This window comes from Kitasatospora sp. NE20-6 (assembly GCF_045862635.1).
Window position 1 is genome coordinate 1 of record NZ_BPRL01000063.1, and the last position, 13,221, is coordinate 13,221.

The following is a 13,221-nucleotide window of genomic DNA, read 5'->3' on the forward strand; positions in this document are numbered from 1 at the left end:
AGACCGTCTGCGGAGACCACCACCGTGTGCGACACCCCGGGGGTGTTGTCCACGAAATTGGTGATCAGCCAGTTCAGGTTCTGTGCGGCCTGGCTCATCTGACTCAACTCATCGCTCCTGGTGGTTCTGGCCGAAGCCGTCGAAGCCCTGCGGCTGCTGGCCGAAGTTCTGTCCCTGTCCCTGGCCTGCCTGCCGGCCCTGCTGGATGCCCCGGCGCAGGTTCGTCAGACGGCCCCGCACCTCCTCGGGGCTCCGGGAGACCTGCGGGCCGGTCAGCGGTGCCGCCTCGGCGGTGCCGGAGACCAGGTTGGCCTGCGGGGTGCGCCGGGGCAGGCCCGACGTGGTCAGCCCACCGGTCGAGGGCTCGCGCACCTGCTCGGCACGGCGCCAGCGCTCGTCGTTCGCCGACGGACGCCACGGGGCGTCCGCCGCCTCACGGTCCCGCTGCGGCTCGCCGCCGGGCCGGCCCTGACCCTGCTGCGGGCCACCCTGCGGACCACCCTGCGGGCGGGCCTGGGGACCGCCCTGGGGACCGCCCTGGGGACCGCCCTGCGGGCGGGCCTGCGGCGGCTGCTGCTGAGGAGCCTGCGGACGCTGCGGGGCCTGCGGCCGACCGGGCGCCTGCTGCTGCGGGGCGGGGCGGCCCTGCGGGGCAGCGGCCGGCGAGGTGGTGCCGGGACGCTGCGGACGGTACTGCTGCTCCTGCTCCTGCTGCGGCCGCGGCCGGGACTGCTGCGGGGCACCCTGGGCCGCGTCCTCGGGACGGAACCACTGCTGGGTGTCCTCGGGGCCGGTCGGCAGGGCCATCGGCCGGTTCTGCTGCTGCGGAGCCTGCTGCTGGGCCTGCTGGGGAGCCTGCTGCCCGTACGCCTGGCCGGGGCCGGACGCCTGCGACGGGTCCGGCAGGACCGGTGCGACCAGGCCGAGGCCCAGCGGGTCGCGCGGGTCGATGTCGCTGGCCTCGAAGCGCGGGCGGGAGAACTGCACGGTCGAGTCGACCGGCTGCTGGTCGTCGGAACCCTGGGGGAGCGGCGCCTGCGGGCGGCGCTGCGGGTCCTGCTGGGCAGGGATGCCGGGGCGCTGCCCGCGGGTCTCCGGACCGTCGGCCGGCCGCTGGCGCTCGGGCATCGGACGGCGGGCGCCGGGCGCCTGCTCCTGGCCACGGCGGGGGAGACCGCCCTGGGCACCGGGGCCACCCTGCGTACCGGGACCGCCCTGGGCGCCGGGACCACCCGGGGCACCGGACGCGCCGGGCACGCGGCGCGGCTGCTGCCCGGGGGCGGCACCCTCGCGCATCGCCTGGCCGACCTCACGGGTCGGCAGGCCGCCGGCGGGACGGCCGCCCTGCGGCTGCTGCGGTGCCTGCTGCTGCGGGGGCTGGCCCTGCTGGCTCTGCTGACCCTGCTGGCCGCCCATCGGGCCCTGGCCGAGCTGGGGCCGGCCACCGGGGCCGCCGGAGGGGGCGGCCGGGGACTGGCCGAGCGCGGCCGCGGCCCGTCCGGCGAGCGCCTCGGCGGTGCTGGCACGGCCCTGCTGGCGGGGCGTCGGGCCGGCGCCGCGGCCCTTGCCGGCCGCACCGCCCGGACGGCCCGCGCCACGGCGGTCGGCGGTGTTGGTGACGTCGACGGGCAGCATGACCAGCGCGGTGGTGCCGCCGGAGTCGCTGGGGCGCAGCTGGATGCGGATGCCGTGTCGCAGGGACAGGCGGCCGACCACGAAGAGGCCCATGCGGCGGGAGACGGAGACGTCCACGGTGGGCGGGCTGGCGAGACGCTCGTTGATGTCCGCGAGGTCGTCGGGGCTGAGGCCGATGCCGGTGTCGTGGATCTCGACCAGCACGCGGCCGTCGGGCAGCGCGTGGCCGGTGACCCGGACGCGGGTCTGCGGGCTGGAGAACGAGGTCGCGTTCTCCAGCAGCTCGGCGAGCAGGTGGACGAGGTCGTTGACGACGCGGCCGGCGACCTCGGTCGACGGCACCGCGGCGAGTTCGATGCGCTCGTACTGCTCCACCTCGGAGGCCGCGGCGCGGAGCACGTCGACCAGCGGGACGGGGCGGGTCCAGCGGCGGCCCGGGTCCTCGCCCGCGAGGACGAGGAGGTTTTCGCCGTTGCGGCGCATACGGGTCGCGAGGTGGTCCAGCTTGAAGAGGCTGGCCAGCTGGTCCGGGTCGGCCTCGCGGCTCTCCAGCTCGGAGATGAGCGACAGCTGGCGCTGGATGAGGCCCTGGCTGCGGCGCGAGAGGTTGGTGAACATCGCGTTGATGTTGCCTCGCAGGAGGGCCTGCTCGGCGGCGAGGCGGACGGCCTCGCGGTGCACCATGTCGAACGCGTGGGCCACGTGGCCGATCTCGTCCGCGGAGTCGACGCCGACGGGTTCGACGGTGACGTCGACGTCGTGCGGGTCGCTCTCGGAGAGGGTCTTGACGAGCTCGGGCAGCCGCCGCTCGGCGACGTCCTCGGCCGCGGCCTGCAGGCGGGTCAGCGAGCGCACCATCGAGCGGGCCACGATCGCCGCGCCGGCGATGGCGACGATGAGCACGACGGCGATCAGCGCGGCGTTGAGCAGCGCCTCGGTGTCGGCGTTGGACTGCAGCTGCTGGGCCTTGCCGTCCAGCACCTCCAGGAGCTGGCTCTCGATCCGCTGCTCGGCGTTGATCTTGACGCTGGCGGCCTCGTACCAGTCCTGGTAGCTGCGCGGGTCGGTCTGGCGGATGCCGTTGGTGTTCAGCACCTGCTGGGTGTACCGGTCGGTGTCCGCGATCGTCTGGTTGAAGCTGAGGCTGGAGCGCAGCCTGCGGGCCTCGGCATCGCCGTAGATGGCGGTGAAGTTGGCGAGGGCGCTCTCCTCGGAGACCTGGAGGCGGATGCCGAAGGTCTCGTCGGAACCGGTGAGGTCGGCCTTCTCGGGGCGCGCCAGGGCAGCGGCGATGAGCGCCCGCTGCATGGAGCTGTTCTCCTTCGAGAGGGCGAACTGGCTCAGTGCCCGGGTGATCTTGATCAGCTCGGTGGAGTTCGACGCGATCGCGATCTCCTCGGTGATCCCGATCAGACCCTTGATGATCACGTCGTAGTTGAGGACGGTCGCCTGGATGTTGTCGTGGTTGCTGTAGGCGGAACCACGGGCCTCGGAGAGCTGGTTGAGGTCCTTGCGGACCTGCAGCAGCAGCGCCTTGCCACCGGCGAGGTCGAGCTCGTCGAACTTGTCGGCGCTGGCGGCGAAGGCCTTGCTCAGCTGGTCCGTCGTCTTCTGCGAGTCGACGATGTCCGGGTCCTGGCGGTTGCCCTGGTTCACCGTGAGCGGGCCGGCGCTGATGTCGCGCTCGGTCTCCAGCGCGTCGGCCAGCGCGGTCGCCTTGCGGGCGAGGTCCGCGAGGTCGGTCATCTGTGCGAGCTGGCGGGAGTTCTCCATGGAGACCTGCACCCGCAGGCCGCCGAGCACGAGGGCCACCATCACGGGGAGCAGCAGCAGCGCGATCAGGCGCGTCCGGATGCGCCAGTTGCGCAGGGCGAACCTGTTGAGGCCGGTGGCCCGGCGGTACGTGAGCGTGCTGCGGAGCCGCCCGCGGGCGTCCCGCTTGTCGGCTTGATCACTTCCGTCCGTGACGGTGTCGGTGGCCGGCTCGGCGCTGCCGGTGGGCGGCCGGTCGCCCTGGCCCGTCATCGGCGCTGCCTGGTGGGGGCCTGCGGCGGGCTCGCGCGACTCCGGGTCACCCGCGGCGCCGCTGCCCTTCTTGAAACGTCCCTGCACTGGCGTCGCAACCTCTGGACCGGGCGCCCCTCCCCGCTGGCGCGGAGGGGGACGGTGTCGAGTTTTTCCGTGGCATTCCAGCACAGCGCGGGAAGTCCAACAAGGGGCGTTATGACACGGTGTCCTGAGCTACTGACCGCGCGCACCATCTCACGGAGTGTGTGGTAACCGGTCGGTAATACGGCCTTTTTCGGACACCCAGCGGTTGCATGCCAAGTCTGCGGCGTCCCGCCATGTGCGAAAAATGTCCGAGATGTACTGAATGTCGGAATGTCGAGGCGATGCAGAATGCCCTGCGCGACCGAAATGCATGCCAAATTGTGAGCAAAGTCACAGCTTGATGTGTAGCTTTGGTCACGGCTCCTGTGACAGGAGATCCTTACCCTTGGCACGGTCGCGGGGAGCCTGCCCGGCTCCCGTCGCCGTAAAAGTCCTCCTCCCGGAAACCAAGGTGCCCCGCCCATGTCGCAGCCGACCACGGCCACGAAGTCCACGCTCTCCGACCAGGCCACCGCCAACCCGCGTCGGACGACCCTGGCCGCGGTCGAGGACCTCGCGCTCCTCCCCGGCGTCGCCGCCTCGCAGGAGCCCCGCGAGTACGGGCTGGAGCTGCCCGCCGTCACCGCCAACCCGCGGCGCACCCAGCTGACGGTGGCCCCGGCCCCGCGCGCTCCGCAGGACTGAGCGGCCGAAGGATCGCACCGCCGCGGGCGCGCCCCCGGGGGGCGCCGGCGCACACCGAGGGGCACGGGCCGTACGGCCCGTGCCCCTCGCCGTGCTCCCGGGCCCGTGCGGCCCGGCGGGGGGCGGCCCACGCGATAGCCTGGGGACGATCGAGCAGGTCGACGAACCGAGAGGCTGCAGGGTGCGAATCGCCAGGTTTTCCGTCCGGGAAGGGAGTCCTGCCGCGGGCAGCGTCTCCTTCGGTGTCGTCGAGGGCGATGCGGCGCAACCCGACTCCCTGGTCGTCCACGCGCTGGCCGGCCACCCCTTCGGTCCGCCGCAGCTGACCGGTGAGAGCTACCGGATGCAGGACGTCCGGCTGCTGACCCCGATGCTCCCGAACAAGATCGTGGCGGTCGGCCGCAACTACGCGGCGCACGCCGCGGAGCTCGGCCACGACGTGCCGGACGTGCCGCTGACGTTCTTCAAGCCGTCCACGTCGGTGATCGGCCCGACCGAGGCCATCGCCTACCCGCCCTTCTCCTCGGACGTGCAGCACGAGGCCGAGCTCGCCGTGGTGATCGGCCGGATGTGCCGCGAGGTGCCGGCGGAGCGGGTGCCCGAGGTGATCCTCGGCTACACCTGCGCCAACGACGTCACCGCCCGCGACGTGCAGCAGCGCGAGGGCCAGTGGGCGCGCGCCAAGGGCTTCGACACCTCGTGCCCGCTCGGCCCGTGGATCGAGACCGAGCTCGACCCGTCGGACCTGGCCGTCACGTGCACGGTCAACGGCGAGCTGCGGCAGGCCGGCCGCACCTCCCTGATGGTGCGTTCGATCGCCGAACTGATCGTCCACATCTCCGAGGCGATGACGCTCCTCCCCGGCGACGTCATCCTCACCGGCACCCCCGCGGGCGTCGGACCCATCAACGTCGGCGACGAGGTCGCCGTCTCCGTCGAAGGCATCGGCACTCTCGCCAACAAGGTGATCAAGCGTGGCTAACTCCGCCCAGGGCTCCGACGTCCGGGTCCGTTTCTGTCCGTCCCCGACCGGCAACCCGCACGTCGGGCTCGTCCGCACCGCCCTCTTCAACTGGGCCTTCGCCCGCCACCACGGCGGCACGCTGGTCTTCCGGATCGAGGACACCGACGCGGCCCGCGACTCCGAGGACTCCTACGACCAGCTGCTCGACGCCATGCGCTGGCTCGGCTTCGACTGGGACGAGGGCCCCGAGGTCGGCGGCCCGCACGCGCCGTACCGGCAGTCGCAGCGGATGGACGTCTACGCCGACGTCGCCCGCCGCCTCCGGGAGGCCGGCCACGCCTACCGCTGCTACTGCTCCACCGAGGAGCTCGACGCCCGCCGCGAGGCCGCCCGCGCGGCCGGCAGGCCGTCCGGCTACGACGGCCACTGCCGTGCGCTGGACGACGAGCAGGTCGCGGTGTACGAGCAGGAGGGCCGCACGCCGATCCTCCGCTTCCGGATGCCCGACACCGCGCTGACCTTCGACGACCTCGTGCGCGGCCCGGTCACCTTCGACCCCAAGGACGTGCCCGACTACGGCATCGTCCGGGCCAACGGCGCACCGCTCTACACGCTGGTCAACCCGGTCGACGACGCGCTGATGGGCATCACCCACGTGCTGCGCGGCGAGGACCTCCTCTCCTCGACGCCGCGTCAGATCGCGCTGTACGCCGCGCTCGCCGAGATCGGCGTCGGCCCCGGCGCCACCCCGCTCTTCGGCCACCTGCCGTACGTGATGGGCGAGGGCAACAAGAAGCTCTCCAAGCGCGACCCGCAGGCCTCGCTCAACCTCTACCGCGAGCGCGGCTTCATCCCGGAGGGCCTGCTCAACTACCTGGCGCTGCTGGGCTGGTCGCTCTCCGAGGACCAGGACCGCTTCTCCATGGAGGAGTTCGTCGCGGCCTTCGACGTCTCCAAGGTCAACGCCAACCCGGCGCGCTTCGACCTCAAGAAGTGCGAGGCGATCAACGCCGAGCACCTGCGCGCGCTGGCCCCGGAGGACTTCGTCCGCCGCCTGGTGCCGTACCTGCAGGCCCCCGGCCTGCTGCCGGCGGAGCCCACCGCGGAGCAGCTCGACCTGCTCGCGAAGGTGGCCCCGCTCACGCAGGAGCGCATGGTCGTGCTGAGCGAGATCGTCGGCATGGCGGGCTTCCTCTTCGTCGGCCCGGACGACTTCGCCGTCGACCCGGACGACGCCGCCAAGGTGCTCGTCGCCGACGCCCGCCCGGTGCTGGAGGCCTCGGTCGCCGCGCTGGAGGCCCTGGAGGACTTCACCCCGGAGCCGATCCAGGCCGTGCTGCGCGAGGCCCTGGTGGACGGGCTCGGCATCAAGCCGAAGTTCGCCTTCACGCCGCTGCGGGTGGCCGTCACCGGCCGCCGGGTCTCCCCGCCGCTCTTCGAGTCGATGGAGCTGCTGGGCCGCGCCGAGACGCTGCGCCGGCTCGCCGCCGCGCTGGAGCTCGTACCGGCCTCCTGAGCCCTTCTCCCGGCGGCTGCGGGCCCGGTCGCTGACCAGGCCCGCAGCCGCCGGGGGCGCTGCCGGCGCGTCGCGGGGTTGGCGCGGGGCCCGGGGGCGGGTAATGTTCTTTCTGCGCCGCCCGGGCAGGGTGGCGCGAGACACCGAGGAAGGCCCGCAGGGGTTGAACTCTGGTGGGGTATGGTGTAATTGGCAGCACGACTGATTCTGGTTCAGTTAGTCTAGGTTCGAGTCCTGGTACCCCAGCGCAGTACAGAGCAGTACACGCCCCCGTTGTGTAGTGGCCTAGCACGCCGCCCTCTCAAGGCGGTAGCGCCGGTTCGAATCCGGTCGGGGGTACGCAGTTCTTACAATTGCAGAGTGAATACGAGTATGCCCCCGTTGTGTAGTGGCCTAGCACGCCGCCCTCTCAAGGCGGTAGCGCCGGTTCGAATCCGGTCGGGGGTACTCAGCACCAGTGATGGTGCGGGCCCCCGTTGTGTAGTGGCCTAGCACGCCGCCCTCTCACGGCGGTAGCGCCGGTTCGAATCCGGTCGGGGGTACTTTTGGGGTATGGTGTAATTGGCAGCACGAGTGATTCTGGTTCATTTAGTCTAGGTTCGAGTCCTGGTACCCCAGCCAATGAAGCTCCGGGAAACCGGGGCTTTTTTGTTTTTCCGGCCCGGGCCCCCGAACGGTTCCGGAGCGCGCCGAAGGACCCGTCCGGTGTTCCGGTACGGGTCCTTTTCCGGTACGGGCCTCCGCGCGGGGTGCGCCGGACGCGCCGGGCGGTCAGCCGCGGCGCAGCGCCTCGGTGAGGCGGTTCGCGGCCTCGATGATGGCCTGGGCGTGCATCCGGCCCGGGTGGCGGGTCAGCCGCTCGATCGGACCGGAGACCGACACGGCCGCCACCACGCGGTTGGACGGGCCGCGCACGGGGGCGGAGACGGACGCCACGCCCGGCTCGCGCTCGCCGATCGACTGGGCCCAGCCGCGGCGCCGCACGCCGCTCAGGGCGGTGGCGGTGAAGCGGGCGCCCTGGAGGCCGCGGTGCAGGCGCTCGGGCTCCTCCCAGGCGAGCAGCACCTGGGCGGCGGAGCCGGCCTTCATCGGCAGCGTGGAGCCGACCGGCACGGTGTCGCGCAGACCCGAGAGGCGCTCGGCGGCGGCGACGCAGATCCGCATCTCGCCCTGGCGGCGGTAGAGCTGGGCGCTCTCGCCGGTGACGTCCCGCAGGTGCGTGAGCACCGGCCCGGCGGTGGCGAGGAGCCGGTCCTCGCCCGCGGCGGCGGAGAGTTCGGCGAGTCGGGGGCCGAGGATGAAGCGGCCCTGCATGTCCCTGGTGACCAGGCGGTGGTGTTCGAGTGCGACGGCGAGCCGGTGGGCCGTGGGCCGCGCCAGACCGGTGGCGGCGACCAGCCCCGCCAACGTGGCGGGGCCCGACTCCAGTGCGCTGAGCACCAGAGCGGCCTTGTCGAGAACGCCGACGCCGCTAGTGTTGTCCATGTCTCGATACTGCAGTCTCAGTGGGCGAGACGCAAGTTCAATCTGCCGAGAAAAGCGTCACTCTTGATGGAGCAGCCCGGGAGACGTCCAGGATCGACCCTCACCAAGGTGTCCACATCCTGGACACGACGATCCGGTGTGCAGGTCACGCCTCGCAGCGAGCCTCACCAGGGCGGCATGGGACAAGACCTCGGACACACGAGAAGGCCGGCAATGCGGCCGGCTGGAGGGAAAGCGATGGGACGGACACTCGCAGAGAAGGTTTGGGACGACCACGTCGTCCGGCGCGCCGAGGGCGAGCCCGACCTCCTGTTCATCGACCTGCACCTGCTCCACGAGGTCACCAGCCCCCAGGCCTTCGACGGTCTGCGGCTGGCGGGCCGACCGGTCCGCCGTACCGATCTCACGATCGCGACCGAGGACCACAACACCCCCACCCTCGACATCGACAAGCCGATCGCCGACCCGGTCTCCCGGGTCCAGCTGGAGACGCTGCGTCGCAACGCCGCCGAGTTCGGTGTGCGCATCCACTCGCTGGGTGACGTCGAGCAGGGCGTCGTGCACGTGGTGGGCCCGCAGCTGGGCCTGACCCAGCCCGGCACCACGGTGGTCTGCGGCGACTCGCACACCTCCACCCACGGAGCCTTCGGCGCGCTGGCGTTCGGCATCGGCACCAGCCAGGTCGAGCACGTGCTGGCGACCCAGACGCTGCCGCTGGCCCCCTTCAAGACCATGGCGATCACCGTCGAGGGCGAACTGCCCGAGGGCGTCACCGCCAAGGACCTGATCCTCGCCATCATCACCAAGATCGGCACCGGCGGCGGCCAGGGCTACGTCCTGGAGTACCGCGGCTCGGCGATCCGCAGCCTCTCCATGGAGGCCCGGATGACCATCTGCAACATGTCGATCGAGGCCGGCGCCCGCGCCGGCATGATCGCCCCCGACCGGACCACGTTCGACTACCTGGAGGGCCGCCCGCACGCCCCCAAGGGCGAGGACTGGGACGCCGCCGTCGCGTACTGGGAGACCCTCACCACCGACGAGGACGCCGTCTTCGACGCCGAGGTCTTCATCAACGCCGACGAGCTCACGCCGTTCGTCACCTGGGGCACCAACCCGGGCCAGGGCGCCCCGCTCGGCGCCTCGGTGCCGGACCCGGCGTCCTTCGAGGACCCGCAGGAGCGGATCGCCGCCGAGAACGCCCTGGCGTACATGGGCCTGGAGGCCGGCACCCCGCTGCGCGAGGTCGCCGTCGGCGCCGTCTTCGTCGGCTCCTGCACCAACGGCCGGATCGAGGACCTGCGGGCCGCCGCCGCCGTCCTCGACGGCCGCCGGGTCGCCGACGGCGTGCGGATGCTGGTCGTGCCGGGCTCGGTGCGCGTCGCCCTGCAGGCCGTCGAGGAGGGCCTGGACAAGGTCTTCACCGCCGCCGGCGCCGAGTGGCGCCACGCGGGCTGCTCGATGTGCCTCGGCATGAACCCGGACCAGCTGGCCCCCGGCGAGCGCTGCGCCTCGACCTCGAACCGCAACTTCGAGGGCCGCCAGGGCAAGGGCGGCCGCACCCACCTGGTGTCGCCCCAGGTCGCCGCGGCGACCGCGGTGCTGGGCACGCTCGCGTCGCCCTCCGACCTGTCGTCCAACGTCGCTGTGGAGGTCTGAGCAGCCATGGAGAAGTTCACCACCCACACCGGCCGGGCCGTCCCGCTGCGCCGCTCCAACGTCGACACCGACCAGATCATCCCGGCCCACTGGCTGAAGAAGGTCACCCGGTCGGGCTTCGAGGGCGGGCTGTTCGAGGCGTGGCGCAAGGACGAGAACTTCGTCCTCAACCGCCCGGAGCGCCAGGGCGCCAGCGTCCTGGTCGCCGGCCCGGAGTTCGGCACCGGCTCCTCCCGCGAGCACGCCGTCTGGGCGCTGCAGAACTACGGCTTCCAGGCCGTCGTCTCCTCGCGCTTCGCCGACATCTTCCGCGGCAACTCGCTGAAGAACGGCCTGCTGACGGTCGTCCTCCCGCAGGAGACCGTCGAGCAGCTGTGGGCGCTGACCGAGGCCGACCCGACGGCGGAGATCACCGTCGACCTGGAGGCCCGCGAGGTCCGTGCCGAGGGCATCGTCGCCTCCTTCGAGCTGGACGACAACGTCCGCTGGCGGCTGCTGAACGGTCTGGACGACATCAGCATCACCCTGCAGAACGAGGGCGACATCGCCGCTTTCGAGGCGACCCGGCCCTCTTTCAAGCCGCGCACGCTGCCGGTGGCCTGACCGCCCGCACTCCCGTACGTACGCCGGATGGCCCGCTCCCCTCGGGGGGGCGGGCCATCCGCCGTTCGGGGTGCCGCGGGGGGCGGTACCGCCGACCGGGGGAGCGGGGCCCGGGCCGGAGTTCGGGCCGGAGTTCGGGTCTGACACGCACTCCGGATAGGACTGGGCATTTGCCCAAGAGGCCCCTTGCGCAGGGCATCTCGCAACAGATGGCACAATCGTTGCATGCACCGGCACGATGAACCTCCGTACGCGGGTGGCGAACCCGCGCATCCGGAGGGCAACGGCGGTGCTGCCGGTGGTCGGAACGACGACCGGACGGACGACCAGACCTCACCTGCCGAGGAACCGGACGACCCGGAAGTCGCGGCGCTCTACGCGCTCGTGGCCGAGCGGTTGAAGCAAGCGCACGCTCGCGTATCTGCGCTGAACGTGTCAACGGATGCAAAGACCGCTCTCACCCGTCAACTGCTGATCGTCACGGAGACCGCCAAGCGTGATCTCCCGGGGGCGGCCCGGCGGTTGAGTCGCTTTGTGCAGGACCTCGACGCAGGGCGCCCGCCGCTCGGCTGAGGTCGCGAACGCGCAAATCCATTGCGACACTAGGGTGATTCACGCGTTTGGTAATTGAAAGTCCGCAGATACATACCTAACGTGCGAAATGAACGGATGGATTCATCCGGCGCCCGTTTCCGAAGGGGAAGACGTGAACAAGGCTCAGCTTGTCGAAGCGGTGGCCGAGCAGCTGGGCGGTCGCAAGGCTGCCGCAGAGGCCGTCGACGCAGTGCTCGACACCATGGTGCGTGCCGTCGTGGCCGGTGACCGGGTCTCGGTCACCGGCTTCGGCACTTTCGAGAAGGTGGAGCGCTCCGCGCGCTTCGCCCGCAACCCCCAGACCGGCGAGCGCGTGAAGGTCAAGAAGACCTCGGTGCCGCGCTTCCGCCCGGGCCAGGGTTTCAAGGACCTCGTCAGCGGCTCGAAGAAGCTGCCGAAGGAGGGTCCGTCGGTCAAGAAGGCCCCCAAGGGCTCGCTCACCCCGGGCAAGAGCGGTGCCACCACCGCTGCGGCCAAGCGCGCCGCCACCAAGCGCGTCGCGGCCGCCGCCGGCACCGCCGCCGCCAAGAAGACCGCCGCCAAGAAGGCGGCTCCTGCCAGGACCGCGGCTCCCGCCAGGACGGCGGCTGCGGCGGCCAAGAAGACCACCGCCACCGCCAAGAAGGCGGCTCCCGCCAAGACGACGGCTGCGGCGGCCAAGAAGACCACCGCCACCGCCAAGAAGGCGGCTCCCGCCAAGACGACGGCTGCGGCGGCCAAGAAGACCACCGCCACCGCCAAGAAGGCCACGGCGGCGGTCAAGAAGACCGCGCCCGCGAAGAAGACCACGACGCGCAAGACCACCGCGCGCAAGACCGCCGCCAAGTAGCCTCTGCCGGCCCCTCGGGCGACGGCCGGTCAGAGCTCGGCGACGGCTGCGGCGGCCCGCACACCGGGACACCGGGTGCGGGCCGCCGCATTTTCTCGTCCGGGAGCGGGCGCTCTCAGCCCTCGGCGCCCGGGTCGGGGAACGTCTGCAGGGTCACGAAGACCACCCGGCGCCCGGCGCCCTCGCCCTCGGTGCGGATCCGCACCCGCTGGCCGGGCCGCAGCAGTCGCAGGCCGCCGGCGTCGAAGGCCGCGGAGTCGAAGGGCACCGGCGTGCCGTCGTCGAGGAGCACGGAGCCCGCCCGGGTGCCGGGGTCAAAGGTGAACGCGGTGGCCTGCATGGCCGACAGCATAGCGAGCGGCCGTGCGGCGGGGCTCAGACCAGGGCGGCCGCCGCGGCCGCCGTCCGCGGGCCCACCCCGAGCGCCAGCGCCTCCATCAGGTCGTCGCCGGTGTCCACGTCCCGGCGCACCGAGGCGACCTGCGCGGGCCTCAGCTCGCGCGCCCCGCCGCGGGCGTGCCGGGCCCGTGAGCCGTCGCCGAACGCCGGGCGCAGCGGACCGCCGGGCGGGCAGGCCAGCAGGGTCGTGCCGAGGCCGGGGGCGTCCGGCAGGAAGGCGCGCGCGGCGGGCGGCACCGCGGCCAGCACCCGGGCCAGCTCCTCCGGCCGCAGCGCCGGCAGGTCGGCCGAGAGGGCGGCCACCGGGGCGTGCGGGGCGATCGCCGCGGCCCGGGCCGCGCCGTGCGCGAGGGCGGCGTTCAGCCCGCCGCCCGGCTCGTCGCCGACCACCAGCACCCCGAGCCGGGAGAGTTGCGCGGCCGCCTCGTCGTCCCGGGTCACCACCAGGACCCGGGCCACCGCCGGACAGGCCAGCGCCGCCGCGGCGGTGTCCAGGGCGAAGGCCAGGGCGAGTCGCGGCCGGTGCGCGCCGGCGAAGTCCGCCAGCCGGCTCTTGGCGAGCCCGAGCGGTTTCACCGGCAGTACGAGCGACCAGCCGGGCCGGGCGGGTGGCAGCGCAGGAGGCCCGGCGGGGCGTACGGTGTCCTCGGTCATCGGCGCCATTGTGGCTCCGGCTGCCAGGCCCTGACCAGGCAACCGCCTCCTGCGTGCGATTGGTCACTCGCCCGGCGCCCGGCCGGG

The 13,221-nt window shown here is 72.5% G+C and carries 12 protein-coding genes and 5 tRNA genes; 12 read left to right on the forward strand and 5 right to left on the reverse strand.

Going from position 1 to position 13,221, the window contains the following annotated elements:
* A partial coding sequence (locus SNE206_RS31880) for a roadblock/LC7 domain-containing protein (protein WP_407917073.1) occupies positions 1-107 on the reverse strand: 107 nt, incomplete at its 3' end.
* 1 nt (position 108) lies between these two features.
* Positions 109-3,747: a nitrate- and nitrite sensing domain-containing protein gene (locus SNE206_RS31885; RefSeq protein WP_407917021.1), complete on the reverse strand. Its 3,639-nt coding sequence runs from the start codon at positions 3,745-3,747 to the stop codon at positions 109-111.
* 462 nt (positions 3,748-4,209) lie between these two features.
* Between SNE206_RS31885 and SNE206_RS31890 the strand changes: the two genes are divergently transcribed.
* The 8 genes from SNE206_RS31890 to SNE206_RS31925 all read left to right on the forward strand — a co-directional run bounded on the left by SNE206_RS31890 (position 4,210) and on the right by SNE206_RS31925 (position 7,532).
* Positions 4,210-4,431, forward strand: a complete 222-nt coding sequence (locus SNE206_RS31890; RefSeq protein WP_407917022.1) for a hypothetical protein — start codon at positions 4,210-4,212, stop codon at positions 4,429-4,431.
* Between the two features lie 181 nt (positions 4,432-4,612).
* Positions 4,613-5,413, forward strand: a complete 801-nt coding sequence (locus tag SNE206_RS31895; protein WP_405011459.1) for a fumarylacetoacetate hydrolase family protein — start codon at positions 4,613-4,615, stop codon at positions 5,411-5,413.
* Positions 5,406-6,911: a glutamate--tRNA ligase gene (gltX, locus tag SNE206_RS31900; RefSeq protein ID WP_407917023.1), complete on the forward strand. Its 1,506-nt coding sequence runs from the start codon at positions 5,406-5,408 to the stop codon at positions 6,909-6,911. The genes SNE206_RS31895 and gltX overlap by 8 nt, the downstream gene beginning before the upstream one ends.
* 174 nt (positions 6,912-7,085) lie before the next feature.
* A tRNA-Gln gene (locus tag SNE206_RS31905) sits at positions 7,086-7,157 on the forward strand.
* A 20-nt stretch (positions 7,158-7,177) separates the two neighbouring features.
* Positions 7,178-7,250 (forward strand) — tRNA-Glu (locus tag SNE206_RS31910).
* Between the two features lie 35 nt (positions 7,251-7,285).
* Positions 7,286-7,358, forward strand: a tRNA-Glu gene (locus SNE206_RS31915).
* A 22-nt stretch (positions 7,359-7,380) separates the two neighbouring features.
* Positions 7,381-7,453: transfer RNA gene (locus SNE206_RS31920), tRNA-Glu, on the forward strand.
* A gap of 4 nt (positions 7,454-7,457) precedes the next feature.
* A tRNA-Gln gene (locus SNE206_RS31925) sits at positions 7,458-7,532 on the forward strand.
* Positions 7,533-7,682: 150 nt separating this feature from the next.
* Here SNE206_RS31925 and ndgR read toward each other — a convergent pair.
* Complete coding sequence (gene ndgR, locus SNE206_RS31930) at positions 7,683-8,396, reverse strand: IclR family transcriptional regulator NdgR (protein WP_100888419.1); 714 nt, start codon at positions 8,394-8,396, stop codon at positions 7,683-7,685.
* Between the two features lie 237 nt (positions 8,397-8,633).
* On the opposite strand from ndgR, the gene leuC reads away from it, so the two are divergent.
* The 4 genes from leuC to SNE206_RS31950 all read left to right on the forward strand — a co-directional run bounded on the left by leuC (position 8,634) and on the right by SNE206_RS31950 (position 12,081).
* Complete coding sequence (gene leuC, locus SNE206_RS31935) at positions 8,634-10,055, forward strand: 3-isopropylmalate dehydratase large subunit (protein WP_407917024.1); 1,422 nt, start codon at positions 8,634-8,636, stop codon at positions 10,053-10,055.
* 6 nt (positions 10,056-10,061) lie between these two features.
* Complete coding sequence (leuD, locus tag SNE206_RS31940; protein ID WP_407917025.1) at positions 10,062-10,658, forward strand: 3-isopropylmalate dehydratase small subunit; 597 nt, start codon at positions 10,062-10,064, stop codon at positions 10,656-10,658.
* A 384-nt stretch (positions 10,659-11,042) separates the two neighbouring features.
* Positions 11,043-11,231, forward strand: a complete 189-nt coding sequence (locus tag SNE206_RS31945; RefSeq protein WP_405015396.1) for a hypothetical protein — start codon at positions 11,043-11,045, stop codon at positions 11,229-11,231.
* 133 nt (positions 11,232-11,364) lie between these two features.
* Positions 11,365-12,081, forward strand: a complete 717-nt coding sequence (locus tag SNE206_RS31950; RefSeq protein WP_407917026.1) for an HU family DNA-binding protein — start codon at positions 11,365-11,367, stop codon at positions 12,079-12,081.
* Between the two features lie 115 nt (positions 12,082-12,196).
* Here the strand turns inward: SNE206_RS31950 and SNE206_RS31955 are convergent, their stop codons facing one another.
* Both SNE206_RS31955 and cofC read right to left on the reverse strand, forming a co-directional pair.
* A complete protein-coding gene (locus tag SNE206_RS31955; protein WP_405011454.1) occupies positions 12,197-12,421 on the reverse strand; it encodes a hypothetical protein in 225 nt (74 codons plus the stop codon).
* Between the two features lie 35 nt (positions 12,422-12,456).
* On the reverse strand, positions 12,457-13,134 hold the full coding sequence (cofC, locus tag SNE206_RS31960) for a 2-phospho-L-lactate guanylyltransferase (protein WP_407917027.1): 678 nt from the start codon (positions 13,132-13,134) through the stop codon (positions 12,457-12,459).
* Positions 13,135-13,221 lie beyond the last annotated feature (87 nt).

Excerpts from the sequence above, each read along its gene's own strand:
- SNE206_RS31890 (WP_407917022.1), top strand. The coding sequence starts at position 4,210 with ATGTCGCAGCCGACCACGGCCACGAAGTCCACGCTCTCCGACCAGGCC.
- ndgR (WP_100888419.1), bottom strand. The coding sequence starts at position 8,396 with ATGGACAACACTAGCGGCGTCGGCGTTCTCGACAAGGCCGCTCTGGTG.
- leuC (WP_407917024.1), top strand. The coding sequence starts at position 8,634 with ATGGGACGGACACTCGCAGAGAAGGTTTGGGACGACCACGTCGTCCGG.
- leuD (WP_407917025.1), top strand. The coding sequence starts at position 10,062 with ATGGAGAAGTTCACCACCCACACCGGCCGGGCCGTCCCGCTGCGCCGC.
- SNE206_RS31955 (WP_405011454.1), bottom strand. The coding sequence starts at position 12,421 with ATGCAGGCCACCGCGTTCACCTTTGACCCCGGCACCCGGGCGGGCTCC.
- cofC (WP_407917027.1), bottom strand. The coding sequence starts at position 13,134 with ATGACCGAGGACACCGTACGCCCCGCCGGGCCTCCTGCGCTGCCACCC.